General features: G+C 72.3%; 19 protein-coding genes. 11 read left to right on the plus strand and 8 right to left on the minus strand.

Going from position 1 to position 26412, the window contains the following annotated elements; all coding sequences use genetic code 11:
* Positions 1-52: 52 nt before the first annotated feature.
* From DDW44_RS09970 to DDW44_RS09985, 4 genes are all read left to right on the plus strand, one after another.
* A complete protein-coding gene (locus tag DDW44_RS09970; protein ID WP_108906196.1) occupies positions 53-1390 on the plus strand; it encodes an ABC transporter substrate-binding protein in 1338 nt (445 codons plus the stop codon).
* A gap of 7 nt (positions 1391-1397) precedes the next feature.
* Complete coding sequence (locus DDW44_RS09975) at positions 1398-2762, plus strand: carbohydrate ABC transporter permease (RefSeq protein ID WP_108906197.1); 1365 nt, start codon at positions 1398-1400, stop codon at positions 2760-2762.
* Positions 2759-3691 carry a carbohydrate ABC transporter permease gene (locus DDW44_RS09980; RefSeq protein WP_108906198.1) on the plus strand — a complete coding sequence of 311 codons (933 nt, stop codon included), beginning with the start codon at positions 2759-2761 and terminating at the stop codon, positions 3689-3691. Before DDW44_RS09975 ends, DDW44_RS09980 begins: the two co-directional genes overlap by 4 nt.
* A gap of 221 nt (positions 3692-3912) precedes the next feature.
* On the plus strand, positions 3913-4890 hold the full coding sequence (locus tag DDW44_RS09985) for a class I SAM-dependent methyltransferase (RefSeq protein ID WP_212766360.1): 978 nt from the start codon (positions 3913-3915) through the stop codon (positions 4888-4890).
* 162 nt (positions 4891-5052) lie between these two features.
* Here DDW44_RS09985 and DDW44_RS09990 read toward each other — a convergent pair whose 3' ends face one another.
* Together DDW44_RS09990 and DDW44_RS09995 are read right to left on the minus strand one after the other, a co-directional pair.
* Positions 5053-6675 (minus strand): glycosyltransferase family 2 protein, encoded by a 1623-nt coding sequence (locus DDW44_RS09990; RefSeq protein ID WP_244223994.1) that lies wholly within the window; start codon positions 6673-6675, stop codon positions 5053-5055.
* Positions 6676-6954: 279 nt separating this feature from the next.
* Positions 6955-7560, minus strand: a complete 606-nt coding sequence (locus tag DDW44_RS09995) for a TetR/AcrR family transcriptional regulator (RefSeq protein WP_244223995.1) — start codon at positions 7558-7560, stop codon at positions 6955-6957.
* Between the two features lie 273 nt (positions 7561-7833).
* On the opposite strand from DDW44_RS09995, the gene DDW44_RS10000 reads away from it, so the two are divergent.
* Complete coding sequence (locus tag DDW44_RS10000) at positions 7834-8748, plus strand: ABC transporter permease (protein WP_108908788.1); 915 nt, start codon at positions 7834-7836, stop codon at positions 8746-8748.
* A 106-nt stretch (positions 8749-8854) separates the two neighbouring features.
* Positions 8855-9604 carry an ABC transporter ATP-binding protein gene (locus DDW44_RS10005; protein WP_108908787.1) on the plus strand — a complete coding sequence of 250 codons (750 nt, stop codon included), beginning with the start codon at positions 8855-8857 and terminating at the stop codon, positions 9602-9604.
* A 100-nt stretch (positions 9605-9704) separates the two neighbouring features.
* On the opposite strand, the gene DDW44_RS10010 is transcribed toward DDW44_RS10005, so the two are convergent.
* Both DDW44_RS10010 and DDW44_RS10015 read right to left on the minus strand, forming a co-directional pair.
* Positions 9705-10928, minus strand: a complete 1224-nt coding sequence (locus DDW44_RS10010; RefSeq protein WP_108906200.1) for an RNA polymerase sigma factor — start codon at positions 10926-10928, stop codon at positions 9705-9707.
* A 2-nt stretch (positions 10929-10930) separates the two neighbouring features.
* Positions 10931-11314 carry a YciI family protein gene (locus DDW44_RS10015; protein WP_108906201.1) on the minus strand — a complete coding sequence of 128 codons (384 nt, stop codon included), beginning with the start codon at positions 11312-11314 and terminating at the stop codon, positions 10931-10933.
* Positions 11315-11591: 277 nt separating this feature from the next.
* Between DDW44_RS10015 and DDW44_RS10020 the strand changes: the two genes are divergently transcribed.
* Positions 11592-12794, plus strand: a complete 1203-nt coding sequence (locus DDW44_RS10020; protein ID WP_108906202.1) for a glycosyltransferase 87 family protein — start codon at positions 11592-11594, stop codon at positions 12792-12794.
* Positions 12795-12904: 110 nt separating this feature from the next.
* Here the strand turns inward: DDW44_RS10020 and DDW44_RS10025 are convergent, their stop codons facing one another.
* Positions 12905-17848, minus strand: coding sequence for an NAD-glutamate dehydrogenase (locus DDW44_RS10025; RefSeq protein ID WP_108906203.1), 4944 nt, complete (start codon positions 17846-17848; stop codon positions 12905-12907).
* 480 nt (positions 17849-18328) lie between these two features.
* Here DDW44_RS10025 and DDW44_RS10030 point away from each other — a divergent pair, with 480 nt between their 5' ends.
* Positions 18329-18895, plus strand: coding sequence for a DJ-1/PfpI family protein (locus DDW44_RS10030; RefSeq protein WP_108906204.1), 567 nt, complete (start codon positions 18329-18331; stop codon positions 18893-18895).
* A gap of 320 nt (positions 18896-19215) precedes the next feature.
* Here the strand turns inward: DDW44_RS10030 and DDW44_RS10035 are convergent, their stop codons facing one another.
* Positions 19216-19878, minus strand: coding sequence for an HAD family hydrolase (locus DDW44_RS10035; protein WP_017947922.1), 663 nt, complete (start codon positions 19876-19878; stop codon positions 19216-19218).
* 203 nt (positions 19879-20081) lie between these two features.
* Positions 20082-20588, minus strand: a complete 507-nt coding sequence (locus tag DDW44_RS10040; RefSeq protein ID WP_108906205.1) for a DUF6912 family protein — start codon at positions 20586-20588, stop codon at positions 20082-20084.
* 269 nt (positions 20589-20857) lie between these two features.
* Between DDW44_RS10040 and DDW44_RS10045 the strand changes: the two genes are divergently transcribed.
* Positions 20858-21316 (plus strand): Rv3235 family protein, encoded by a 459-nt coding sequence (locus tag DDW44_RS10045; protein ID WP_027734163.1) that lies wholly within the window; start codon positions 20858-20860, stop codon positions 21314-21316.
* 125 nt (positions 21317-21441) lie between these two features.
* On the opposite strand, the gene secA is transcribed toward DDW44_RS10045, so the two are convergent.
* A complete protein-coding gene (secA, locus tag DDW44_RS10050; RefSeq protein ID WP_108906206.1) occupies positions 21442-24258 on the minus strand; it encodes a preprotein translocase subunit SecA in 2817 nt (938 codons plus the stop codon).
* A gap of 237 nt (positions 24259-24495) precedes the next feature.
* Here secA and DDW44_RS10055 point away from each other — a divergent pair, with 237 nt between their 5' ends.
* Both DDW44_RS10055 and DDW44_RS10060 read left to right on the plus strand, forming a co-directional pair.
* A complete protein-coding gene (locus DDW44_RS10055) occupies positions 24496-25188 on the plus strand; it encodes a GNAT family N-acetyltransferase (protein ID WP_108906207.1) in 693 nt (230 codons plus the stop codon).
* 56 nt (positions 25189-25244) lie between these two features.
* On the plus strand, positions 25245-26408 hold the full coding sequence (locus DDW44_RS10060; protein ID WP_017947917.1) for a winged helix-turn-helix domain-containing protein: 1164 nt from the start codon (positions 25245-25247) through the stop codon (positions 26406-26408).
* Positions 26409-26412: the final 4 nt, after the last annotated feature.

Raw genomic sequence — 26412 nt, forward strand, 5'->3', positions numbered from 1 at the left:
GGCCCAGAGGACTCAGCGCACTCGGAGGTCTCGGACGACGCGCGGCTCCGCCGTGGTGGCCCTGGCCGCGCTGGGCGCACTCGCCCTGGCCGGCTGCGGCGGTGACGGCAAGGACGGCGACGGGGGCGCGGCGGACGCGACCAGGGGATCCGATGCCCCGGCGACGGTCGAACTGCCGAGACTGGACGGACAGAAGGTCCAGGTGGCGGCGGTCTGGACGGGGCCGGAACAGGAGAACTTCACCAAGGTCCTCAAGGAGTTCGAGAAGCGCACCGGGGCGTCGGTCACCTTCGTGCCCGCGCAGGACCCGATCGTGAACTTCCTCGGCACGAAGATCGCCGGCGGCAGCCCGCCGGACGTCGCGATGCTCCCCCAGGTCGGCGCCGTCAAGCAGGCGGTGGACCAGAAGTGGGCCAAGCCCCTCGGACCCGAGGTCAGGGCCGAGCTGGCCGAGAACTACACCAAGGGCTGGCAGGACCTCGGTTCGGTGGACGGCACTCCGTACGGCGTGTACTTCAAGGCCGCCAACAAGTCGCTGGTCTGGTACAACAACGCGGTCTTCGAGAACGCCGGCGCCTCCGTGCCGAAGACCTGGAAGGACTTCCTGACAACGGCCGAGACGATCTACGCGTCCGGTGTCACCCCGGTGTCGGTCGGCGGTGCGGACGGCTGGACGCTCACCGACTGGTTCGAGAACGTCTACCTCTCGCAGGCCGGCCCGGAGCAGTACGACCGACTCGCCAAGCACGAGATCAAGTGGACCGACCCGTCCGTCACACGGGCCCTGACCACGCTCGGCGAGCTGTTCGGCAGGCCGCAGCTGATCGCGGGCGGGGCGGACGGCGCGCTGCAGACGGAGTTCCCGACGTCGGTCACCCAGACCTTCACCGGCGGCGACCAGCCCAAGGGCGCGATGGTGTTCGAGGGCGACTTCGTGACCGTCAACATCGCGCAGACCGACGCGAAGATCGGCACCGACGCCAGGGTCTTCCCGTTCCCGGCGGTCGGCGGCGGCCGGCCTCCGGTGGTGACGGGCGGCGACGCGGCGGTGGCCCTGAAGGACACCGAGGGCGCGCAGGCGCTGCTGACGTTCCTGGCCTCCCCCGACGCGGCGCGGATCTGGGCCGGGTCCGGCGGCTTCATCTCGCCGAACAAGGCGCTGGACACCGCCGCGTACCCCGACGACGTGCAGCGGGGCATCGCCGAGGCGCTCATCGCGGCGGGCGACGACTTCCGCTTCGACATGTCGGACCAGATGCCTCAGTCGTTCGGCGGGACGCCCGGCAAGGGCGAGTGGAAGGCCCTCCAGGACTTCCTCAAGAACCCGAAGGACGTCGCCGGCACCCAGGCGCGGCTGGAGGCCGACGCGGCCAAGGCGTACCAGAACTGACGCCGCGATGACGTCCCCCGAGACGTCCGCCGGAAAGGCGGAGGGCACGGCACCCTCCGCCACCGGGGGCGTTGTGCGCAGAAGCGTGACCGGCACCCGGGGTCTCGCCGCGGCCGGCTTCCTGCTGCCCGCGCTGGTGCTGCTCGGCGCGCTCGTGGTCTACCCGATCGGGTACTCGGTGTACCGGTCCTTCCTCGACCGCTCCGGCGAGTCCTTCGCCGGTCTCGGCAACTATGTGGAGATCTTCACCGACGACACCATCCTCACCGCCGTCCGGAACAACGCGATCTGGGTCGTCGTGGCACCGACCGTGGCGACCGCCCTCGGCCTGATGTTCGCGGTGCTGACCGAGCGGGTCCGCTGGGGCACGGCGTTCAAGCTGGTCGTCTTCATGCCGATGGCGATCTCGATGCTGGCCGCGGGCATCATCTTCCGGCTGGTGTACGAGCAGGACCCGGAGCGCGGAGTCGCCAACGCGGTCTGGGTCGGCGTGCACGACACCTTCGCCGAGTCGGCGACCTTCCCCAAGGCCCGGCCGAGACCGGGCCATGAGCTGAAGCCGGCCGGCGGCGGGGCGTTCGTCACCGAGCGGCCGGTACGCGCCGGCAGTCCGGTCGAACTGCCGCTGGTCGGGGTCCCCGCCGGCGGGATGCCGTCCGGTGCCCTGCCGGCGCGGCCGGCACCGGCCGCGGACGACGGCCGGATCACCGGGACCGCCTGGCTCGACTTCACCCGGGGCGGCGGCGGGACGGTGAACGCCGTCGACACCGGAGAACCGGGTCTGAAGGGCATGGTGATCGAGGCGGTCCGGGACGGCCGGGTCGTCGCCACCACCACCGCGGCGGCCGACGGCACGTTCGCGCTGCCGAAGGAGGCGGACGGGGCGTTCGTCCGGCTCCCCGCGAGCAACTTCCGGGAGCCGTACCACGGCGTGGACTGGCTGGGCCCGTCCCTCGTCACCCCGGCCATCATCGGCAGCTACCTCTGGATGTGGGCGGGCTTCGCCATGGTGCTGATCGCCGCGGGGCTGGCGGCGGTGCCGCGTGAACTCCTGGAGGCGGCACGGGTGGACGGCGCCAACGAGTGGCAGGTCTTCCGGAGGGTGACCGTCCCGCTGCTCGCACCGGTCCTGGCGGTCGTTCTCGTCACCCTGATGATCAACGTGCTGAAGATCTTCGACCTGGTGTTCATCATCGCGCCCGGCTCGGCCCAGGACGACGCCAACGTACTGGCGCTCCAGTTGTACCGCTCATCGTTCGGAACGGACGCGCACCTGGGCGTCGGCAGCGCCATCGCCGTACTGCTCCTGCTGCTGGTGATCCCGGTGATGGCCTTCAACATCCGCCGGATCCGAAGGGAGACGCGCCGATGAGCACCGACGGCACCGGCCGCACCGACAGGCCCGGCGGGCCCGGCGGCCCCGCGAGCGGAGCCGGCACCGTCCGGGCGAGACCGTCACTCGCCTCCCGGATCGCCGCCCGCACGGGGGGCGGGGTGCTGCGGATCGTCCTCGTCCTGGTGGGGCTGTTCTGGCTGATGCCGACCGTGGGGCTGCTGCTCTCCTCACTGCGTTCGCCCACCGACATCAACACCAGCGGCTGGTGGCGGGTGTTCACGGCACCGGCGCAGCTCACCACCGAGAACTACGCGCGGCTGCTGCAGAACGAGACCATCACCGGCTCGCTGCTGTCCACCGTCACGATCACCGTGCCCGCGACGGTGCTGGTCGTGGTGATCGGGTCGCTCGCCGGATACGCGTTCGCCTGGATGGAGTTCCCCGGCCGCGACTGGTGGTTCCTGGCCGTGGTCGGGCTGCTCGTCGTCCCCGTGCAGGTGGCGCTCGTCCCCGTGTCGAAGCTGTTCGGCACGATCGGCATCTTCGAGACGACGACGGGTGTGGTGCTCTTCCACGTCGCCTTCGGGCTGCCGTTCGCGATCTTCCTGCTGAGGAACTTCTTCGCGGAGATCCCGAGGGAGCTGCTGGAGGCGGCGCGGCTGGACGGCGCCGGTGAGATCCGGCTGTTCACCCGGGTCGTCCTGCCGCTCGGCGGGCCGGCGATCGCCTCTCTCGGCATCTTCCAGTTCCTCTGGGTGTGGAACGACATGCTGGTCGCGCTGATCTTCGCGGACTCCAAGTCGCCGCCGATCACGGTGGCCCTCCAGCAGCAGGTGCGGCAGTTCGGCAACAACATCGACGTCCTGGCACCGGGGGCGTTCGTGTCCATGCTCGTTCCGCTCGCGGTGTTCTTCGCCTTCCAGCGCCAGTTCGTCGCGGGGGTGATGGCGGGCGCGGTGAAGTGACCGCACCCAAGCCGGGCAGAAGACGCGTACCGGGCTCGCCCGCGAGCAGGGCCCGTACATCCGGTCGGGGCGTCGACCGGATGTACGGGCCCTCCCGCAAGGGCCCTCCCGCACGGGCCGCCCGCACCACATCCGCTCCACACCTGCGCGCAAACGCCCCGACACCTTCGGCCACTAGGACCGGGGTGGCAGCCTTCGTCGTTCCGGGAGAGAAGACATCCATGTCACAGACGAGCGCACAGGTGCAGTTCCCCGACCGGTCCGCGACACCGGTGGGGGACGATCTGCCCCGGCCCACCCGGCTCGATGATGTGAAGGGGTGGTTCCGGCCCGTCGACCAGCTTCTGTTCGACTGGTTCCTGACCCACCAGCAGGACCGGGAGCACGCGGGCGATCTGCTGGAACTCGGTGCCTACCTGGGCAAGAGCGCGATCTTCCTGGGCTCCTACCTGCGCCCCGGCGAGGAGTTCACGGTCTGCGACCTCTGGGACTCGCCCGCGCCGGACTCCTCCAACAGCGCCGAGATGGACCGCTCGTACGCCACACTCACCCGCCGGGCGTTCGAGGCCAACTACCTGTCCTTCCACGACGAGCTGCCGAGCCTCGTCCAGGCACCCACCTCGGTGATCACCTCAAGGGTGCGCCCGGCCAGCTGCCGCTTCGTCCACATCGACGCGTCGCACCTGTACGAGCACGTGCACGGCGACATCCGGGCCGCCGAGCGGCTCCTCACACCCGAGGGCGTCGTCGTCTTCGACGACTTCCGCGCCGAGCACTGCCCCGGAGTCGCGGCCGCCGTATGGGGGGCGGTGGCGACCGCCGGGCTGAGGCCGCTCTGCATCACCGGGACCAAGCTGTACGGCACCTGGGGGGACGCCGGGCAGCTCCGCGGAGAACTGCTCGGCTGGTTGGGGACCCGTACGGACCTCTGGCACGGGGTGGAGGAGGTCGCCGGCGCGCCACTGGTCCGCATCGACGGCCGCAGGGCCCAGGCGCCGGCGCATCCGCGTTCCCGCCACCGGGCGCGACCGGCCGCCGACGGGCAGGCGGACCGGCCGTCGCCCGTACCCGCGACCAGCCCGGCTGCCGCTCCCCCGGCCCGCCGAGGCGGCCCGCCGCGGCTGCGCGGGGTCGTCCGCGATCTGCTGCCGCCGCTGCTGACCCGCGCACTGGTACGGGCGTTCCGCCGGTCCGCATAGGGCCGCGCGCCCGAAGTCGCTCCCGGGCGAGGCGGCGGTCGCCCCGGCAGAGGCGGCGAGGGTGCGTCCCGTACGCCGCGCCCGGACGGCGATGCCGTACGCCGCGCCCGGACAACGAAAGGCGTCCCGTACGCCGCGAGCGGGCCGAGCCCGCCGCGGCCCTCAGGCACGCTCCGTGCGGCGGAGCCCGACCGGCAGTCCGACCGGTAGTCCGACCGGCAGGACGGCCACGACCAGACCGTCGCCGCCGTCGGGGCTCACGTCCAGCCGGTACGGTCGCAGCCCCCGCAGGGCATGGGCCTGCCGGGGCGCGGTTCCGGGCGCCACGGCGGCGGTGTGCTCGGTGCCGAGGAGCGCCGTGCTCAGCCCGATCCGGGTGCGGCCCGCCGGGAACGCCTCGGCGGGGATCCGCACCTCGATCTCCGTACCGGCCCCTCCGGATGCGGGCCGCAGCAGCACGCGGCCCGCCTCCGGGCAGCCGGTGAGCCGCACCGGCCCGGTGCCGAGGGCCCCGAGGTGCGGCAGCGGGGTACGGGCGGTGACGACCAGGGTGCGGCGGGCGGCTCCGGTGCGCCGCCAGTCCGCGGAGACGAGATCGGTGCGCAGCGGCGGGGCCCCGTGCCCGGCCTCGTACCGGAGCACCGAGACCAGCCCGGCCTGGTCACCGGCGCGCACATAGGAGAACCGGAGCCTGAGCCCTGGCCGCAGCCCGGCGAGTACGGCGTCCCCGAGATGGTCCGCGACCAGCCGCCGGACACCGGCGAACACCCGGCGGCGTTCCGGTTCCGGCGCCTTGAGGAAGGCGGGGCCGGTCAGCACGTCGCACTCGTGGGCGAAGTGCCGCAGACGGAAGCCGTCGCCGAGCGGGCCGGGCCCGGTGAACCGGGCGGTGACGGCCATCGCCGCGGCCGTCCCCCTCAGCAGGCCCTCCAGGCCGCCGGGCTCCGCCGCGGCAGCCGCCAGGGCCGCCGGGGAGTTCCGCGCCTCGGGACCGGAACGGCGGACCGGGCCCGTCGCCGCGCCCCCGGCGAAGCGGTAGTCGTAGTCGGCCAGCACGGCGACGCGGCGCGCCCGGAAGAGCGCTTCGAGGGTGAAGGCCTGCTCGGCGAGGCCGACCGGCACGTCCTCGGCGAATCGCAGACCGTGACGCAGCAGCGGCTCGCGGCGGAACAGCTTGGCGGCGGACAGCTCCCAGGCCAGCCCGGGCTCGCCGAGGGGGACGCGATGGCGGGTACGGGCGAAGACGGCGGCCCCCGAGGCCGCGGTCTTGGCGTAGACGACGTCGTGGCCCTTGCTGTCGGCCGCGTGGACCAGCCGGGCGAGGGCTTCCCGGCCGAGGAGGTCGGCCGCGTCGAGGAAGAACAGATAGCGGCCGCGGACACGTTCGAGTGCCTGGTTGGCGGTGTCGGTGCGCCCGACCGCACCCAGGTCGGCAGGCGACGGCGACCGGGCGGCACCGGACGAGGCCCACGGCTGGTCGTGCGGCGGGGCGTGCGGCGCGTGCGACGGCGCCGGGCCTGCACCGTCCGGCGGCGACTGCGGCGGCCCGCCCGTGACCAGCACCTCGATCCGGGCCGCGCCGATGGTCTGGCCCGCGAGGGAGGCCAGGCAGCGGCCGAGACGCGGCCGGCCGTCCTCGCGGACCGCGACCACGACGGTGACGTCGGGCGCCTCCGCACCGGCGGGTGCCTTCGTACCGGCAAGTGCCTCCGCACCGGCGAGTGCCTTCGTACCGTCCGGATCCCCGGGGACGGCCGGGATCCCGGCCGTGCTCGACGAGCTCATGGCGACCTCCACACCCGCGGGCACCTCCGCGCCCGCCCGCCACAGCAACGACCCGGTCACCGGGGGAGCTACGCGCCGAGCAGCCGATCACCCACCCGGCGGAGCGCGACTCGGGCGCGACTCGGGCGCGCGGCGGGCGCGGACCGACGCCGGCGGGCGCGGACCGACGCCGGCGGGCCGGTCATGGCCGGGCACCGGCCCCGCGTGTCAGCCGCAGGTGCGCGCCGGCCCCGCGTGTCAGCCGCGGGCGAGCACCGGCCAGGGCACCGGCCCCGCGTGTCAGCCGCGGGTGAGCGCCGCGACCACCGATGCGGCGAGATCGTCCAGATACCCCTCGGGCAGGTCGCCGCGCACGACCACCAGCCGCCAGTACAGCGGGCCGAGGATCAGGTCCACGGCGCGGTCCGGGTCGGCCGTCTCCGGAAGCTCTCCCCGCGCCACGGCGTCCCGGACGACGAGCGCCGCGACTCCCTGCCGGCCGTCGAGCAGCGCGGCCCTGATCGTGTCCGCGATCTCCGGGTTGCGGGCGGCCTCGACCAGCAGATCGGGGATGACCTGCGAGGCCACGGGGTGGCGCAGCGCGTGCGAGGCCACTTCGAGGAGTGCGCGGACGTCCCCGTACAGCGAGCCGGTGGCCGGTGCGGGAAGGCCCTGGGCGGCGACGGCCGAGACCAGGTCGAGGACGAGGGAGAGCTTGGACTTCCAGCGCCGGTAGACGGCGGTCTTGCCGACTCCCGCCCGCCGGGCGATGCCCTCGATCGACATACGGGCGAAGCCGACCGCGGCGAGTTCCTCGAAGACGGCGGAGCGGATCGCCTCGGTCACGTCCTCCCGGAGCACTGCGGCTCCCGCGGGGGCGCGTCGGGTGCGGGGGTCCGTGGTCATGGCCAGGAGCATACCCGTGACGACGAGACGGTTGCGTTGCGACGTGGACCGCCCTAGTCTCGGCGTAGCGACGATACGGGCCCGTCCCAACGCATACGTATCGGCCCCACATGTGTGCGCCGGCCCGCGGTGCGCGCGTCGGCCCGACACCTGCGCGTCGGTTCGAGGTCGGCACATCGGCCCGGCCCATGCGTCTCGGCCGCACCCCGCACCCCTGGCGCTTCCGTATCGGACGCACCCCCCGACCTCGGCGAAGGCGAGCGAGTGACCAGCGTGAGCAGTCCCACGACCAGACCGCCGAAACCACCGGCGACGGACTCCCCCAGCCTCGGCGAACTCGCCGCCCGGCACGGCCTGACCGTGAGCGGTGCGCGGCCGCCGCTCGGCACGTACATCGCCCAGCTCTGGTCCCGGCGGCACTTCATCGGCGCCTTCGCCACCGCGCGCCTCACCGCCCAGTACAGCCAGGCGAAGCTCGGCCAGGTCTGGCAGCTGATGACCCCGCTGCTCAACGCGGCCGTGTACTACTTCGTCTTCGGCGTGCTCCTGGGCACCGCGAGGCGCATCCCGGACTTCGTGCCGTTCCTGGTCACGGGGGTGTTCGTGTGGACCTTCACGGCCAACTCCATCACCGCAGGCACCCGTGCCGTCTCGGGCAACATCGGCCTCGTCCAGGCCCTGCACTTCCCCCGCGCCGTGCTCCCCATCGGGCTCGCCCTGCAGCAACTCCAGCAACTGATGTTCTCCATGGGCGCCCTGGCCGTCATCCTGATGTGCTTCGGCGAGTTCCCGAAGCCCTCCTGGCTGCTGGCCGTGCCCGCCCTCGCGCTCCAGGCCGTCTTCAGCACCGGCATCGCGATGGCCGCCGCCCGGCTCGCCGCCCGCACCCCCGACATCGCGCAGCTGATGCCCTTCCTGCTGCGCACCTGGATGTACGTGTCCGGCGTGATGTGGAGCATCCCGATGGTGCTCAAGCACCTGGACCTGCCCGAGCCCGTGGTCCTGGCCCTGCGGTGCAACCCCGTGGCCGTCTACATCGACCTCGTGCGCTACGCGCTCATCGACAGCTACACCAAGGCCCAGTTGCCGCCGCACGTCTGGGCACTCGCCCTCGGCTGGGCCGTACTCCTCGGAGTGGGCGGCTTCGTGTACTTCTGGAAGGCGGAGGAGCGGTACGGCCGTGGCTGAGACAGCGATCGACCGGACGGCGGGGCCGGCGGACACGACCCCGGCCGGGAAGACCACCGCCGGGAACACCCCGGCCGAAGGAACCCCGCCCGAAGGAACCCCGACCGTGGTGGTGGACGACGTCCACATCACCTACCGGGTCAACGGCGCGAGGACCGGCCGTGGCGCCGCCACCGCCGCGCTGAGCCGCATCCTCTCCCGCCGTCCGGGCCGGGACGGCGGCCGCGAGGTCCACGCGGTCAGGGGCGTCAGTTTCGCCGCGTACCAGGGCGAGGCCATCGGGCTGATCGGCTCCAACGGCTCGGGCAAGTCCACTCTGCTGAAGGCGATCGCCGGCCTGCTGCCGACGGCCGGGGGCACGATCTACACCCGTGGCCAGCCCTCGCTGCTCGGGGTCAACGCGGCGCTGATGGGCGATCTGACCGGCGAGCGCAACGTCATCCTCGGCGGCCTCGCGATGGGCATGACCCGCGACGAGATCCACGACCGCTACGAGGAGATCGTGGACTTCTCCGGAATCAACGACAAGGGCGACTTCATCTCGCTGCCCATGCGGACGTACTCCTCCGGCATGGGTGCCCGGCTGCGCTTCTCCATCGCCGCCGCCAAGAGCCACGACGTCCTGCTGATCGACGAGGCGCTGGCGACCGGCGACGCCGGGTTCCAGCAGCGCAGCCGGCAGCGGATCGCCGAGCTGCGCGAGGAGGCGGGCACGGTCTTCCTGGTCAGCCACAGCAACTCCGCGATCACCACCAGCTGTGACCGGGCGCTGTGGCTGGAGTCCGGGACACTGCGGATGGACGGCCCGGCGAAGGAGGTCGTCGCGGCGTACGAGGCCTCCACCCGGACGAAGTAGCGCGACACCTCGGCACTCGGCAGGCCCGAGACGCGGGTCCGGGGCCCCGCTGCGCCCGGCCCCGCAGGCACCCGCCGCCATCAGCGCGGCCCAGGCGCGCTCAACGTGCCGTCCGGCCACGGCGCCTGAGGAAGTCCCGCTCGGCGTCGGTCGGCGCCAGGGCGGCCGCTCGCTCATAGGCGGCCGCCGCCTCCTCGTCGCGGCCCAGCCGGCGCAGCAGATCCGCCCGGGTGGCGTGGTAGGGGCAGTAGGCGTCCAGGTCCAGCTCGTCCACCAGGGCGAGGGCGGCGGCGGGGCCCTGCACCTCGCCGACGGCGACCGCTCGGTTGAGGGCCACCACGGGCGTGGGGGCGACGGCGAGCAGGTGGTCGTACAGCGCGGCGATCTGCGGCCAGTCGGTCTGCGCTGCCGTCGGGGCGTCCGCGTGTACGGCGCTGACGGCGGCCTGGAGCTGGTAGGGGCCGGGACGGCCGCCGCGCAGGCAGCGGCGGACGAGGTCCTGCCCCTCCTCGATCATGCGCCGGTCCCATCGGCTGCGGTCCTGGTCGGCGAGGAGGACGAGGGAGCCGTCGGGTCCCGTCCGCGACGGGCGCCGGGACTCGGTCAGGAGCAGCAGGGCCAGCAGTCCGGTCACCTCCGGTTCGTCCGGCATGAGGTCCGCGAGCATCCGCGCCAGCCGGACCGCCTCCGCACACAGGCCCCGCCCGGCGGCGCCGGGCGGCTCGGCCAGTCCGGCGTTGTAGACGAGGTAGACGACGGCGAGCACCGGGGGCAGCCGGTCGGGCAGCTGGTGCTCCTCCGGTACGCGGTAGGGGATGCGTGCCGCCTTGATCTTGCGTTTGGCCCGTACCAGGCGTTGCGCCATGGTCGCCTCGGCCACCAGGAAGGCGTCGGCGACCTCGGCGGTGGACATGTCGCAGAGCAGCCGGAGGGTGAGCGCGACCTGCGCCTCGGCGGACAGGGCCGGATGGCAGCAGGTGAAGATGAGGCGCAGGCGGTCGTCCGGCACGGGTTCCCCCTCCTCCGGCGGGCCCACATCGCCGGGGGCGGGCGAGAGCGCGGCCACCTCGCCGAGCAGTTCCCGCTCCCGTGCGGCGCGGCGCAGGCGGTCGACGGCGGCGTTGCGGGCGGTCGTGGTGATCCATCCGCCCGGGTTCGGCGGCAGGCCGTCGCGGGGCCAGGTGCGCAGTGCGGCGGCGAACGCGTCCTGCACCGCGTCTTCGGCGAGGTCGATGTCGCCGAAGACGCGGATCAGGGTGGCCAGCACCCGGCCGGACTCCTCGCGGAAGATCCGCCCGGTCCCGGCCCGGTCGACATCCGGCAAGATCAGGACCCCGGTGCGGGCTGGGGCTTGTCCGCGAACCCCGCGAACGGGCGGACCTCGATCGGTACCCGGATGGCGGCCGTGACCTTCGCCGCCCAGGCGAGCGCCGCGTCGAGGTCCTCGGCCTCGACGACGTAGAAGCCGCCCAGATGCTCCTTCGACTCCGCGAAGGGCCCGTCGGTGGTCAGTACCTCACCACCGCTGACCCGCACCACGGTGGCCGTGTCGGGGTCGTGGAGGCGACCGGAGAAGACCCAGGCGCCGGCCGACTCCATCTCCCGTTCCAGGGCGCCGAGCCGCTGGTGGGACTGCCGCATCTCCTCCTCGCTCATCGGCGCCCGGCCCTCGCCGGCGGTGCTGTGGACGGACAACATGTAGCGCGTCATGGTGACACTCCCGCTCAGGGGTGGGAATCTCCCACCTCACAGTTGCTACGAACGGCGCCGCCGCGAATCGACACACTCCGCGGAAAAGGTGCCGCCGCCTCGCGGACCGGCGCCACGGCCTCCGGTGTCACCGGGCAGCACGGGCCGCCGAGAGGTCCGGAGCCCGCAGACGCCCCACCGGAACCCGCGACACCGCACCGGAACCCGGAGACGCCGCACCGGGCATAGTGCCGCACAAACCGGGAAACCGAGACATCACAGACTAGGGTGCCGGTCGATGACGACCCAGCAGGCTCCCTCCCTCGTCCCGGCGGGCTCCAGGGCCGCCGCAGTGCCCCTCCTCGCCCTCTGCGGAGCCTGGGCCGCGACCCGGCTCGGGATGACCGTCCTGCTCGTGACGGACGACGTCGGCATCGGCGGCGTCTCCACCGAGGTGTACGTCCTCTACGCACGCTGGTACGGCCTTCTCCTCGGCGGCAGCTTCCCGCCGGACGACCCGACCTGGCAGTACCCGCCCGGCGCGGGGGCGGTGATCCTGGCCCCCGCCCTGTTCCCGTGGCTGACCTACTTCCAGGCCTTCGCCCTGCTGGCCCTGCTCGCCGACGCCGTGGTCACCGTGGCGCTGGCCCGGGCGGGCGGCGCCGCGGGCGGCGGCGTCTGGCTGTGGACGGGCGGACTGCCGCTGCTGCTGCACATCCCGCTCGCCCGCTACGACGTGCAGGTCACCGCCCTCGCCGTACTGGGCCTGCTCGCCCTGAACGGCAGGCCCCGGCTCGGCGGGGCGCTCGCCGGACTGGGCGCGGCGGTCAAACTGTGGCCCCTCCTGACCGTGCTCGGCACACCGCGCGGCAGGACCACCCGGCTGGTCTGGGCCTCGGCGGCGGCAGCGGCTACCGCCTCGGTCGCCGCCCTCGCGCTCGGCCTCGCCCGCCCGTTCGGCTTCCTGTGGCAGCAGGGCGGCCGCGGCGTGCAGATCGAGTCGCTCGGCGGCAGCGCGCTGGCGCTGGTACGGCTGCTGGGCGGCGCGGGCCGGGTCGAGTACCGTTACGGCGCGTTCGAGTTCACCGGCCCCCATGTCCCGCTCGTCGCCCGAGCCTCCCTGCTGCTGACCGCCGCCGCCTTCCTCCTGCTGCTGCTCTGGCGGCTGCGGGCGAGGCGCTGGTCGGGCGCCACACCCTTCGACGCGGCGCTGTGCGCGGTCCTCCTCTTCACCGTCACCAGCCGGGTCATCAGCCCGCAGTACCTGATCTGGCTGCTCGGTCTGGCCGCGGTCTGCCTCACCTCCCGGCACACGAGCCAGCGGCCCGTCGCGCTCCTGCTGCTGCCCGCGACCGCGCTGAGCACCCTCGCGTATCCGGTGCTGTACCAGGACGTCATCGACGTCACCCCGCTCGGCAGCGGAGTCGTCCTCGTCCGCAACGGCCTGCTGCTCGCCGCCGCCGTACTGTCCGCCCGCAGGCTGTGGTCGGCCACGGTATGACGCGGAGGAGGGCGCCCACCTCGACGGTGGACGCCCTCCTCACCCGCTCCGGAGACCGGTTCGGCTCACCCGCTCCGGAAGCCGGTCGGCTCGCCCGCTGCGGAAGCCGGTCAGCTGGGCGTGCGCAGCAACTGCCGCATCGTGCGCATGGCGACCGAGAGGTTCGCCAGGTCGAAGGTGTCCGAGCCCTGGATCTCCTCCAGCGTCATCCGGGCACGGCCCAGGATCGACGCGTTCTTGTCCTCCCACGCCTTGAAGCGCTGCTCCGGGGTCGCGGCCCCGTTGCCCACGGCGAGGACGTCGGCGGTGAGCGCGGCGTGCGCGGCGTACAGGTCCTCGCGGATGGAGGCACGGGCCATGGACTGCCAGCGGTCGGCCCGCGGCAGCTCGATGATCCGGTCCATCAGCTCGGTGATCCGCAGCCGGTCGGCCAGGTCGTAGTAGACCTCGGCGACGGCGAGCGGGTCCTTGCCCGTACGGTCGGCGATGGCCACGATGTCGAGCGTCGGGAAGGCGGACGAGAATCCGGCGACGCGCGTGGCCAGCTCGTGCGGGACGCCGGCGACCGTGAACTCCTCCAGCAGCCCCTCGTACCACTCCAGGTCGGCGCCGCCGAGCATCTTCGGCAGCTCGGCCCACACCCGCTCGACGCGGGACGCGAAGAAGTCGATCGTCTCCGTCAGCTCCAGCGGCTGCGGCCGGTTGCCCAGCAGCCAGCGGGTGCCGCGCTCGACGAGACGGCGCGAGTGCAGCCGCATCCGGATCTGGACGTCGGCGGCGACCTTGTTGTCCAGCGCCTCCACGGCGTCCCACACCGCGCCGAGGCCGAAGATCGCACGGGCCGCGGTCTGCGCCCGGACGATCTCCTCGATCGACGCCCCCGTCTCCTCGCGAAGGCGGTGCAGGAAGGTCGAACCACCCGTGTTGACGGTGTCGTTGACCAGCACGGTGGTGACGATCTCGCGGCGCAGCGCATGGCCGTCGACGGCCTCGGGGAACTTCTCCCGCAGCGGCTTCGGGAAGTACGCGTGCAGCAGTCCCCGCAGATACGGGTCGTCCGGCAGCGAGGTGCCGATCAGCTCCTCCGCCACCGTGATCTTGGTGTAGGCGAGCAGGACGGCGAGTTCGGGCTGCGACAGGCCGTGCCGGTTGCTGAGCAGCTCGCGGATCTGCCGGTCGTTGGGGAGGAACTCCAGCGCGCGGTCCAGCGCGCCCTCCCGGCCCAGCCGCCGCATGAAGCGCTGGTGGGCGTGGAGCAGGCTCGGCGACTGCGCCACGGCGTTGGCCAGGGCCACGTTCTGCGCGTAGTTGTTGCGCAGCACCAGCCCGCCGACCTCGTCGGTCATCTCCGCGAGCAGCCTGTTGCGCTGCTTGACGGTCATGTCGCCCTCGGCGACCAGGCCGTTCAGCAGGATCTTGATGTTCACCTCGTGGTCGGAGGTGTCCACGCCGGCGCTGTTGTCGATGGCGTCGGTGTTGACCCGGCCGCCGCCACGTGCGAACTCGATGCGGCCGAGCTGGGTCAGGCCCAGGTTGCCGCCCTCGCCGACGACCTTGACCCGCAGTTCCTCGCCGTCGACGCGGATGGCGTCGTTCGCCTTGTCGCCGACGTCGGCGTTGGACTCGCTCGACGCCTTCACATAGGTGCCGATGCCGCCGTTCCACAGCAGGTCCACCGGGGCCTGGAGGATCGCCTTCATCAGCTCGGCGGGGGTCAGCTTCGTCACCCCGGGCTCGATGCCGAGGGCCTCGCGGACCTTGGCGTTGACCGGGATCGACTTGGCGGTCCTGGGGTGGATGCCGCCGCCCGGGGACAGCAGCCCGGTGTCGTAGTCGGCCCACGAGGAGCGGGGCAGCTCGAAGAGCCGGCGGCGCTCGGCGTAGGAGACGGCCGCGTCCGGGTCGGGGTCGATGAAGATGTGGCGGTGGTCGAACGCCGCGACCAGCCGGATGTGCTCGGACAGGAGCATGCCGTTGCCGAACACGTCACCCGACATGTCGCCGACGCCGACCACGGTGAAGTCCTGCGTCTGGGTGTCGTGGCCGAGCTCCCGGAAGTGCCGCTTCACGGATTCCCAGGCGCCTCGGGCCGTGATGCCCATGCCCTTGTGGTCGTAGCCGGCCGAGCCGCCGGAGGCGAAGGCGTCGCCGAGCCAGAAGTTGTAGGCGATCGCGACCTCGTTGGCGATGTCGGAGAACGTCGCCGTGCCCTTGTCGGCCGCGACGACCAGGTAGGTGTCGTCGCCGTCGTGGCGCACCACGTCGTGCGGCGGCACGACCTCCCCGCCGACCATGTTGTCGGTGATGTCGAGCAGCGCGGAGATGAACGTCCGGTACGAGGCGATGCCCTCCGCGAGCCACGCCTCGCGGTCCACGGACGGGTCCGGGAGCTGCTTGGCGACGAACCCGCCCTTGGCGCCCACCGGCACGATGACGGTGTTCTTCACCATCTGCGCCTTGACCAGGCCCAGGATCTCGGTGCGGAAGTCCTCGCGCCGGTCGGACCAGCGCAGGCCCCCTCGCGCGACCTTGCCGTAGCGCAGGTGCACGCCCTCGACCCGGGGCGAGTACACCCAGATCTCGTACGCCGGGCGCGGCGCCGGCAGGTCCGGGATGGCCTGCGGGTCGAACTTCATCGACACATAGCCGTGCCAGGAGCCGCCCGCCGCCTCCTGGAAGAAGTTGGTGCGCAGCGTGGCCTTGATGAGGGTGAGGAAGGAGCGCAGGATCCGGTCCTCGTCGAGCGAGGCGACCTGGTCCAGCGCGGCGTCCAGCTCCTCCAGCAGCGCGTCCGTCAACTCGGTGCCGGCCCGCTGGCGGTCCGGGGCCATCCGGGCCTCGAACAGGTTGATCAGCAGCCGGGTGGTGTGGACGTTGTTGAGGAGGGTGTCCTCCATGTAGTCCTGGCTGAAGGTGGACCCGGCCTGGCGCAGGTACTTGGCGTACGCGCGCAGCACCATCGCCTCGCGCCAGGTGAGCCCGGCCCGCAGCACCAGCGAGTTGAACGTGTCGTTCTCGGCCGCCCCGGTCCACACGGCGGAGAAGGCGTCCTGGAACCGCTCACGGGCGTCGTCGCCCAGGAACTCCCCGCCGTTGCCCGGCGCGGTCGGCATCCGCAGACCGAAGTCGTAGACCCAGCCGCTGGTGCGGTCCGCGCACCTCAGCTCGTACGGGCGCTCGTCGATGACCTCGACGCCCAGGCGGTTGAGGACCGGCAGCACGGACGACAGCGACACCTGCTCGCCGAACCGGTAGATCTTGAAGCGGCGCTCGCCGGGCGCGGCGCCCACCGGCTCGTACAGGGACAGCGAGAAGTCGTTGCCGGAGCGGGTGAGCTGGTCCAGGTGGACCAGGTCGGCGACGGCGGCGCGCGGCGAGTGGTCGGCCTTGTAGCCCTCGGGGAAGGCGGCGCCGTACTTGCGCGCCAGCTCGGCCGCGCGCTCCTCGCCCAGCTCCGCGTTCAGCGCCTCGGTGAAGCCGTCGGCCCAGGAGCGGGCCGCCTCGGCCAGCCGGGCCTCCAGACGCTCCTTGTCGGCGTCGGTGAGGTGCGTCAGCTCCGTGCCGGACGGAACCCGGACCACGAAGTGGAGCCGGGTGAGCACCGACTCGGTGCTCATCAGGGTGAAGTCGGCGCTGGTGCCGCCGAGCTCCTCCATCAGGATCCCGGTCAGCCGCTCGCGGACGGTGGTGTTGAAGCGGTCGCGCGGCAGGTAGACGAGGGCGGAGTAGTACCGGCCGTACTCCTCCTGGCGCAGGTACAGCCGCAGCCGGCGGCGTTCCTGCAGGTACAGGACGGAGGTGACGATGGAGCGCAGCTCGTCGACGGGCGTCTGGAACAGCTCGTCGCGCGGGTACGTCTCCAGGATCTGCAGCAGATCGCGGCCGTCGTGGCTGTGCGGGGAGAACCCGGCACCGTCGAGGACCTCGGCCACCTTGCGGCGGATGACCGGGACGCGGCGCACGGACTCGGTGTACGCGGCCGACGAGAACAGGCCGAGGAAGCGGCGCTCGCCGATCACGTTGCCCTCGGCGTCGAACTTCTTCACGCCGACGTAGTCGAGGTAGCTGGGGCGGTGCACGGTGGCGCGGCTGTTGGCCTTGGTGAGGATCAGCAGCTTGTGCTCGCGGGCCTTGGCCCGGGCGTCGGCGGGCAGCCGGTTGAACGAGGGGCTCACGGGGTGCCCGTGGGCGTCGGCGCCGGCGTGGTGCGGGTCGGAGCGGAGGATGCCGAGGCCGGTACCGGGCACCGCGGACAGCGCGTCGCCGTCGACCAGGTCGTACTCGCGGTACCCGAGGAACGTGAAGTGGTCGTCGGAGAGCCAGCGCAGCAGCTCCCGCGCCTCGTCGACCTCCTCCTCGCGCAGATCGCCCGGGATGGGCTCCTGCGGGAGCTCCTCGGAGATGCGCAGCGCCGCCTCGCGCATCTTCTCCCAGTCCTCGACGGCCTCGCGGACGTCGGACAGGACCCGCAGCAGATCGGCGGTGATCTGCTTCAGGTCGGCCCGGTCGGTCTCCCGGTCGATCTCGACGTGGATCCAGGACTCGACGAGGGCGTCGTGCGGCAGTGCGGCACCGTTCGGCTCGCCGCCGAGGACCTCGATCATCCGTCCGGTGACATCGCGGCGGACCACGATCTGCGGGTGGATCACCACATGGATGCCGCGGCCCTGACGGGACAGCTCGTTGGTGACCGAGTCGACGAGGAAGGGCATGTCGTCGGTGACGACCTCGACCACCGAGTGGCTGGACGTCCAGCCGTTCTCCTCGACGGTCGGGGTGTGCACCCGGACGTTGGCCGTGCCCTGCGGGCGGTTCTCCGCGAGGCGGTAGTGCGAGACGGCTGCTCCGAAGACGTCGACGGGGTCGCGGTCGGTGAGGTCCTCGGGTGCGGTGTGCAGGTAGTAGCGCTGGAGGAACGCGAGGAGGTGGTCCCGGTCAGGGCGCTCCCCGCTGTCGGCCCCAGTCGGAAGTCGCCCCCCGCCCGGGCTGTGCTCAGCTACCCGGGCCGCCCTTTCGAGCAGCTCGGCCTTGGCTTCGTCCAGCTTGGTCTGCATGTCCTCTGGCTCCTGTCGCGCGCCGTTGCGTGACGTAGGTGGAAAAAATGGCACAGCGCCGCGACACGGGGTCTCCGCTCGGGGTCGGCGCTGCGCCGGGATGAGAGATGTCCGGACCCTGGCCGGCCCGTGTGGGCGTCCGGCCCGAGAGGTGACCGTGCGGGCCCCGGCCGAACCCGGGTGCGCAGGGAAGATCAGCTCGCACCCGGCCGCTGTGGCGTCCCGGGCGCGGTCCCCCAGCTGCCGCTGAGCGGCGCCTCCAGAGGGCTTCGCTGCCCCCTCGGCGTATCGCGCTGATCACGCGTCCAAGGCTATCGCTCCCCACCCCTGAGCCGTCATGAGCCGTATGTGTACAAAAGCGGGGCCGGAAGTTTGACACTCTGGACAGCGACACGCGCCCTCTTGGCAAACAGCCGCGCGCGCGGCAGGTTGGCCCTGGAAGGGCCAAGGCCGACAAATCCATACAGGGGAGCAGAAGCCATGAACGTGAAGATCCTGATCGTCACCGGCGACGCGGCGGAGTCCCTGGAGGTCCTCTACCCGTACCAGCGGCTGCGCGAGGAGGGCTACGAGGTCCATGTCGCGGCCCCCGCGCGCAAGAAGCTCCAGTTCGTCGTCCACGACTTCGAACCGGGTTTCGACACGTACACCGAGAAGCCCGGCTACACCTGGCCGGCCGACCTGGCGTTCTCGGAGGTCGACCCCGGGGACTACGCCGCGATCGTCATTCCGGGCGGGCGGGCCCCCGAGTACCTCCGCAACGACCCGGAGCTCCGCAAGATCCTCAAGTCCTTCTTCGACGCGGACAAGCCCGTGGCGCAGATCTGCCACGGTCCGCTGCTGACGGCGGCCACGGGCAGCCTCACCGGCCGCAGGGTGACGTCGTACCCGGCGCTGGAACTCGACATGCAGGCGGCGGGCGCGTCCTTCCAGGACACCGAGGCGGTCGTGGACGGCACCCTGGTCTCCTCCCGGGCCTGGCCCGACCACCCGGCCTGGATGCGCGAGTTCCTCCGGGTGCTGCGGGCGAAGGCACCACTGGGCTGAAGGCGCCACTGGGCTGAAGGCACCGCCGGGGCAGTGAGCCGGGGCGGCTCCGGGGCGAAGCGCTCCGGGTGCCGAAGCACTCTGAACCGGAGACAGCTCCGAGCCGACGGCACCGACGGGCCGGGCGTACTGCCCTTGCCGGGTCGGGGCCGCGGCAGGCGGACGGTACGCCGCTCGCCCCGGCGCGGGCGGGCGGTGCCGACGCCGCGGGGCGATGCCGGGATCGCGGGATGCGGGATGCGGGATGCGGGGAGGGTCCACGGCGCGGCGCCGTGGGGAGAGGACCGGCGGCGCGGGAAACGCGCCCGGACACCCTGCGGCTACCCCACCAGTTCCTCGGCCACCTCGACCGCCTCCGCGAGGCTGTCGACGACCGGCACCCCCGCGGCCCGCAGGCTCGCCCTGCTGTGCGAGCCCCCGGTGTACAGCACCGCCTTCGCTCCTACGTGCGCGGCCGCGAGCGCGTCGTCCGCCGCGTCGCCGACGACCACGATCCGCTCCGGCGGCACGTTCTCCATCGCGGCCAGATGCCGCACCATGTGCTCCGCCTTGCCCGTGTGGGAGGCTCCGACTCGTCCGTCCACCCGCACGAAGTGCTCCTCGATCCCATGGCGCCGCACGACGGGGACCAGGTTCTCGTGCGGGGCGAGGGACAGCAGCGACTGCGTACGTCCCGCAGCCCGGCGTGCGGCGAGCAGTTCCGCCGCCCCGGCCGTGAGCAGGCAGGCCTCGGCCAGCCGCCAGTAGTGCCGGTGGAAGACCTCGTCCATGGCCGCCCACTCCTCGTCCGTGGGCAGCCGGCCCATGAGGCGCTCGTAGAACCGCGGCACGGGCACGCAGTACAGCTCGCGGTAGCGCTCCAGCGTGATCGGCCCGAGCCCGATCTCCGCGAACGACGCGTTCGTCGCCTCGATGACCGTGTGGATGTCGTCGAGGAGTGTGCCGTTCCAGTCCCAGACCACGTGCGCGCTGTGCTTCCCCATGACAGGCAACGGTACCGTCCGGGTCCGACACGCCGCCGTGCGCGGGCGGCGCGGAGGGTGCCGGAGCGGCCGGGGTGCCGGGCCCGCCGGACGGCGGGACTCCGCGGCGCCGGCGGGTGAAGCCCGGGTGCCGGATGCCGGGTGCCGACCGCGACGTGCCGGGTGCCGGGTGCCGACCGCGGCGTGCGGATGCCGGTCGGGTCTCAGCCGACGAGGCCGGGGATCTCCTGCACCCCGTACCAGAGCAGTTCGTGGTCCTCCGCCCCGTCCACGATGAACTGCGCGTCGTCGTCCCCGTGGTCCGCCGCCCCCAGCGCGTCCGCCGCGGCGGCCACGTCCCCCTCCGCCTCCCCGGAGTCGACGTGCACCGACGCCGCCTTCTCCAGCGGAACCGCGGTCGCGATCCGCACCTCGCCGAGGGACGCCGCCCCCAGCCCCGCCGCGGGGTCCGCGGTCGCGGCGCCGTCCGGGACGTCGACGGCCACCACGACCCGGCGCCGCGGCACATCGGGGTCACCGGCCAGCGACCGCAGCGACGCCGCCGCGGCGCGGTTCAGCGCGGCGTACTCGAGTTCCTCGAGATCGTCGGAGACGTACCACTCGCGCAGCGCGGGGGTCACCGCGTAGGCGGTCAGCGGGCCGGGGCCGATCTCGCCTGTCTTGTGCGCCTCTGCGAGACCGGGGATGGTCAGGGGAACGTAGACGCGCATGGTCGCCGCTTTCGTCGTCGGGTGAGCACCCAAGGATACGTGCGAAGTACTCTTTCGGGCTGCCCCGCGACCCCTGCACGGCGTCGTCCCCGGATGACCGGGAGTGCTTCCGAGCCGCGCCGTTCCGGGCCCCTGAGCCCGCCGCTCACCCTGATAGGTGAACCCGGGCGACCCCGCCGCGCAGCGCGGAGGTGGTTGCGGCCGCCGCCCCCCGGCCCGTACAAGATCCCCACCACGAAGTTACTTGCGAGTACGAAGGGGCGACCGCGATGCAGCACACCTCGGCAAGGACGGGGACGAGGCCCGGGGACCGTCACGACAGCCGCGCTCCGGGCCGCGCACCGCGTCGGCACGGGGCGGAGCGCGCCACGGGCGCCTCGGCCGGCAGCCGCTCCCGGCTGCCCCGCTACTGGTTCGCTGAACGCCTGCTCTCGGTCCTCAGCGGCCATCGACCCGTCCACTGGATGCTCGGCCACACCATCGGCCACGCCTACGAGCAGCTCGTCCGCCTCGCCCCCGGCGCCCCGCTCAGCACGAACGGGCTGCGCCCCGTCCTCCGCCACTGCGACGAGTACGTACCGCAGCCGGGCGTCATCGAGGCCTTCGCCCGGATCACCGCGGGCGACCGGGTACGCGCCATGGCCTTCCGCCTCGAACAGGGACCCGATCTCCGCTGGCGCTGCGCGGCCGTGGAACTCGGCGGAGAACGCCTGATGGCCGGGACGTGACCGGCGGCCTTCCCCGCCCGCCCCACGACGCCGACCACCGGGGACCGGCCGGCGAACGGCCGTGGGGCCGGACGCCCTCCGGCATCCGGCCCCACGACGGCCCCTCGGGCCTCACTCCCGCGGTGTCACTTCTTGCGGCGGCGTCCCGCGCCCTTCTGGGCCTTGCGGCGCTCCGCCCGCGTCATGCCGTCGGACTCGGAGCGGGCCGCCTCGCCGTGGGCGAAGTCGCCTTCGACGATGCCGCCCTCACCGTCGACCGTCGGCGCCGAGAAGTGCAGCCGGTCCGGACGCTGCGGGGCGTCCAGGCCCTTCGCGCGGATCTCGGGGCGGCCGGCGCCGGCGGGCACCGCGTCCTCCTTGGTCAGCGAGGTCTTCTCCGCGGAGTCCTGGACGGGGATCTCCTCGACCTGCTGCTCGACCTGGACCTCCAGATTGAACAGGTAGCCGACGGACTCCTCCTTGATGCCGTCCATCATCGCGGTGAACATGTCGAAGCCCTCGCGCTGGTACTCCACGAGCGGGTCCTTCTGCGCCATCGCGCGCAGGCCGATGCCCTCCTGGAGGTAGTCCATCTCGTAGAGGTGCTCGCGCCACTTGCGGTCCAGGACGGACAGCACCACGCGCCGCTCAAGCTCGCGCATGATGTCCGAGCCGAGCTGCTTCTCGCGCTCGTCGTACTGCTCGTGGATGTCGTCCTTGATCGTCTCGGCGATGAACTCGGCGGTGACGCCGGCCCGGTCGCCCGCGGCGTCCTCCAGCTCCTCGATGGTCACCTTCACCGGGTAGAGCTGCTTGAAGGCACCCCACAGCCGGTCGAGGTCCCACTCCTCGGCGAAGCCCTCGACGGTCTCCGCCTGGATGTACGCGTCGATCGTGTCGTCCATGAAGTGGCGGATCTGCTCGTGCAGGTCCTCGCCCTCGAGGACGCGGCGGCGCTCGGCGTAGATGACCTTGCGCTGCCGGTTGAGCACGTCGTCGTACTTCAGGACGTTCTTCCGCGTCTCGAAGTTCTGCTGCTCGACCTGGGACTGGGCGGACGCGATGGCGCGCGTGACCATCTTGTTCTCGATCGGGACGTCGTCCGGGACGTTGGCCATCGCCATGACCCGCTCGACCATCTGCGCCTTGAACAGCCGCATCAGGTCGTCGCCGAGGGACAGGTAGAAGCGGGACTCGCCCGGGTCCCCCTGACGGCCGGAACGACCGCGCAGCTGGTTGTCGATGCGCCGCGACTCGTGCCGCTCGGTGCCGAGGACGTACAGCCCGCCGAGGGACTTGACCTCCTCGAACTCCTCCCTGACCTCCAGCTCGGCCTTCTCCAGGGCGGCCGGAAGCGCCGCGGCCCACTCCTCGACGTGCTCGCCGGGGTCCAGGCCCTGCCTGCGCAGCTCCGCCTCGGCCAGGTCGTCCGGGTTGCCGCCGAGCTTGATGTCCGTACCGCGGCCGGCCATGTTCGTGGCGACCGTCACCGAGCCCTTGCGGCCGGCCTGGGCCACGATCGCCGCCTCGCGCTCATGGTGCTTGGCGTTGAGGACCTCGTGCTGGATGCCGCGCTTGAGCAGTTGCTGCGAGAGGTACTCGGACTTCTCGACCGAGGTGGTGCCGACGAGGATCGGCTGCCCCTTGCGGTGCTTCTCCTCGATGTCGTCCACCACGGCGGCGAACTTGGCGACCTCGGTGCGGTAGATCAGGTCCGACTGGTCCTTGCGGACCATGGGCCGGTTCGTCGGGATCGGCACGACGCCCAGCTTGTAGATCTGCTGGAACTCCGCGGCCTCGGTCATGGCCGTACCGGTCATGCCGGAGAGCTTGTTGTAGAGGAGGAAGAAGTTCTGCAGGGTGATCGTGGCGAGCGTCTGGTTCTCGTCCTTGATGTCCACCCCTTCCTTCGCCTCGATCGCCTGGTGCATGCCCTCGTTGTAGCGGCGGCCGGCCAGGATACGGCCGGTGTGCTCGTCGACGATCATGACTTCGCCGTCGATGACGACGTAGTCCTTGTCCTTCTTGAACAGCTCCTTGGCCTTGATGGCGTTGTTCAGGTAGCCGACCAGCGGGGTGTTCACCGACTCGTAGAGGTTGTCGATGCCCAGCCAGTCCTCGACCTTCGAGACACCGGACTCATGGATGCCGACGGTCCGCTTCTTCTCGTCGACCTCGTAGTCGCCGGTCTCCTCGATGCCCTTCAGCGGGTTGCCCGGCTCGCCCCGGTTCAGGCGCTTCACCAGCTTGGCGAAGTCGCCGTACCACTTGGTGGCCTGGTCGGCGGGACCGGAGATGATCAGCGGCGTACGGGCCTCGTCGACGAGGATGGAGTCGACCTCGTCGACGATCGCGAAGTTGTGGCCGCGCTGGACGAGCTCCTCCTTGGACCACGCCATGTTGTCGCGGAGGTAGTCGAAGCCGAACTCGTTGTTCGTGCCGTACGTGATGTCGCACGCGTACTGCTCGCGGCGCTGCGCGGGCGTCATGTTGGCGAGGATGCAGCCGACGCTCAGACCGAGGAACCGGTGGACGCGGCCCATCATCTCGGAGTCGCGCTCGGCCAGGTAGTCGTTGACCGTGATCAGGTGCACGCCCTTGCCGGACAGCGCGTTCAGATACGCCGGGAGGGTACCGACGAGGGTCTTGCCCTCACCGGTCTTCATCTCCGCGACGTAGCCCAGGTGCAGCGCGGCACCGCCCATGAGCTGGACGTCGTAGTGGCGCTGGCCGAGAACGCGCTTGGCGGCCTCACGGACGGTGGCGAACGCCTCGGGAAGCAGGTCGTCGAGGCTCTCGCCGTCGGCGAAGCGCTCCCTGTACTCGTCGGTGAGGGCCCGCAACTCGGCGTCGGAGAGGTTGACGAAGTCTTCCTCGATGGAGTTGACCTGGTCCGCGATGCGGTGCAGTTTGCGCAGGATCTTGCCTTCGCCTGCACGCATGAGCTTGTTGAAGACGGACACTGAGGTTGGTCTCCTTGCCGGTCGGGCCTGGCACTGGGTCGTGTGGACACGGGCACGGGCACGGCAGGTGGACCCCACCGCATCGGCCATCGTAAGCGAGGACGGCGCCACGCCGGGAGAGCCGCAGTACGCGGGGGACGACTGCCGCGTGTCTGGAGAACGCGCCGACGACCCGGAAAGTGCCGCCGATCTCGAAAAGTGTTCGCACCGCCGACGCAGAGTGACCAGAATTCGGCCATGGAGCCCATCACCCTCACCACGGACCGGCTGCGGCTGAGCCCGTTCGCCCCGGGCGACGCCGAGGAGGTCCGCGCCGCGTGCCAGGACCCCGACATCCAGCGCTGGATCCCGGTCCCCGCGCCGTACGAACTGCGGCACGCCGAGGAGTTCGTCGAGGTCACCGTGCCCGCCGGCTGGCGCGACGACACGGAGTACACCCTCTGCGCGCGTCCGCGCGGCGGAGGCGCCCTGATCGCCTCCGCCAGCCTGCACCACCCGCGCTCGGGCTCCTGGGAGATCGGCTTCTGGACGGCCAGGGAGCAGCGCGGCCGCGGCTACGCGACCGAGGTGACGCTCGCCATGGCCCGCTGGGCGTTCACACGGCTGGACTGCACCCGGCTGGAGTGGCGCGCCGAAGTGGGCAACACGGGCTCGCTCGCCGTGGCCGAGAAGGCCGGATTCACCTTCGAGGGCGTCCAGCGCTCGGGCTTCCACGGCCGGGGCACCCTGCGGGACTGCTGGGTCGCCTCGCTGCTTCCCTCCGACCTGGGGCTGCCGTGTCCGGTCCCCTATCTGCCGGCGAGGTGCGACGTCCCTGCAGGCGGAGGCGTGACGAACGCCACCCCGCCGCGGGCCCCGGCTGCGGGCCCCGGCTCCCCGGCCGCTCCGGCCGGCGCCCCGGCGGGGCACCGGCCGGCGTCCCGAGCGTGACCGGCGCGACCCGGCCATCGGTATCGATGTCGGTGCCGCACTCTAGGGTGCGGAGCATGAACACCGCGCCGCCCGCCGTTGCCGAACTGTCCGCCGACGAGGCCCGCCGTATCGCCCTGCGGGCCCAGGGGTTCCTCGGCGCCCCCGACCGCAGGGCCGGTGTGCGGGGAGTCCTGCGCCACCTCGGCGCCGTGCAGCTGGACACGATCTCCGTACTGGCCCGCTCGCACGAGCTGATCCCCTACGCCCGGCTGGGGGCCGTCGGCCGCGCGGCGGTCGAGAGCGCGTACTGGACCGAGGGGCACGCTTTTGAATACTGGTCCCACGCGGCCTGCATACTCCCCGTCGAGGAGTGGCCCCACTTCGCCTTCCGCCGCCGTGCCTACCGCACGCGGCCGCAGTGGTACCACGACCTGCCGGACGGGGCGTACGAGAGGGTGCTCGGCCGGCTGCGCGCCGAGGGTCCGCTGACCGCCACCGAGCTGGGCGGGGCGAAGAACGGCGGCATCTGGTGGGACTGGTCGGAGGCCAAGGTCGCCGTCGAGCGGGCGCTGATGTACGGCGAGGTGGTGTGCACGGAGCGGCGCGGCTGGAAGCGGGTATACGACCTCGCCGAGCGCGCCATCCCCCACGCCGTCTTCCATGACGATCTGGACGACCGGGAGTGCCTGCGCCGGTTGGTGCGGCTGGCCGGACAGGCGCTGGGTGTGGGCACCCGGGCGGACATCGCGGACTACCACCGGCTGAGGGGCGAGCAGTTCGACTCGGTGGTCGAGGACTCCGGACTGGTGCCGGTCCGCGTCCAGGGCTGGGAGAAGCCGGCGTGGGCCGATCCCGCGGCGCTCGGGACGGAGCCGCGCGGCCGGCACCGGACGACGCTGCTGTCGCCCTTCGACTCACTGGTCTGGGAGCGGGCCCGGACCGAGCGGATCTTCGGCTTCAGCCATCGGCTGGAGGCGTACGTACCGAAGCCGAAGCGTGTGCACGGCTACTTCGCGATGCCGCTGCTGTCCGGCGGGCGGCTGCTGGGGCGGGTCGACCCCGCGCGCGAGGGGACGACCCTGGTCGCCCGACAGGTCTCCCTGGAGACGCCGAAGGCGGTCGGGCCGATGGCTCAGGCGCTGCGGGAAGCGGCTCAGTGGGTCGGCTGCGACGCGGTCCGCGTGGAGCGGGTCGACCGTCCGGAGCTGGCGGCGCCGCTGATCGCCGCCCTCGGCTGAGCCG

Source organism: Streptomyces tirandamycinicus (assembly GCF_003097515.1).
Lineage (GTDB): Bacteria > Actinomycetota > Actinomycetes > Streptomycetales > Streptomycetaceae > Streptomyces > Streptomyces tirandamycinicus.

Excerpts from the sequence above, each read along its gene's own strand:
- DDW44_RS10060 (WP_017947917.1), top strand. The coding sequence starts at position 25,245 with ATGAACACCGCGCCGCCCGCCGTTGCCGAACTGTCCGCCGACGAGGCC.
- DDW44_RS10030 (WP_108906204.1), top strand. The coding sequence starts at position 18,329 with ATGAACGTGAAGATCCTGATCGTCACCGGCGACGCGGCGGAGTCCCTG.
- DDW44_RS10040 (WP_108906205.1), bottom strand. The coding sequence starts at position 20,588 with ATGCGCGTCTACGTTCCCCTGACCATCCCCGGTCTCGCAGAGGCGCAC.
- DDW44_RS10025 (WP_108906203.1), bottom strand. The coding sequence starts at position 17,848 with ATGCAGACCAAGCTGGACGAAGCCAAGGCCGAGCTGCTCGAAAGGGCG.
- DDW44_RS10045 (WP_027734163.1), top strand. The coding sequence starts at position 20,858 with ATGCAGCACACCTCGGCAAGGACGGGGACGAGGCCCGGGGACCGTCAC.
- DDW44_RS09990 (WP_244223994.1), bottom strand. The coding sequence starts at position 6,675 with ATGAGCTCGTCGAGCACGGCCGGGATCCCGGCCGTCCCCGGGGATCCG.
- DDW44_RS10035 (WP_017947922.1), bottom strand. The coding sequence starts at position 19,878 with ATGGGGAAGCACAGCGCGCACGTGGTCTGGGACTGGAACGGCACACTC.
- DDW44_RS10055 (WP_108906207.1), top strand. The coding sequence starts at position 24,496 with ATGGAGCCCATCACCCTCACCACGGACCGGCTGCGGCTGAGCCCGTTC.
- DDW44_RS09995 (WP_244223995.1), bottom strand. The coding sequence starts at position 7,560 with ATGACCACGGACCCCCGCACCCGACGCGCCCCCGCGGGAGCCGCAGTG.
- DDW44_RS10020 (WP_108906202.1), top strand. The coding sequence starts at position 11,592 with ATGACGACCCAGCAGGCTCCCTCCCTCGTCCCGGCGGGCTCCAGGGCC.
- DDW44_RS09980 (WP_108906198.1), top strand. The coding sequence starts at position 2,759 with ATGAGCACCGACGGCACCGGCCGCACCGACAGGCCCGGCGGGCCCGGC.
- DDW44_RS10015 (WP_108906201.1), bottom strand. The coding sequence starts at position 11,314 with ATGACGCGCTACATGTTGTCCGTCCACAGCACCGCCGGCGAGGGCCGG.
- DDW44_RS09975 (WP_108906197.1), top strand. The coding sequence starts at position 1,398 with ATGACGTCCCCCGAGACGTCCGCCGGAAAGGCGGAGGGCACGGCACCC.
- DDW44_RS09985 (WP_212766360.1), top strand. The coding sequence starts at position 3,913 with ATGTCACAGACGAGCGCACAGGTGCAGTTCCCCGACCGGTCCGCGACA.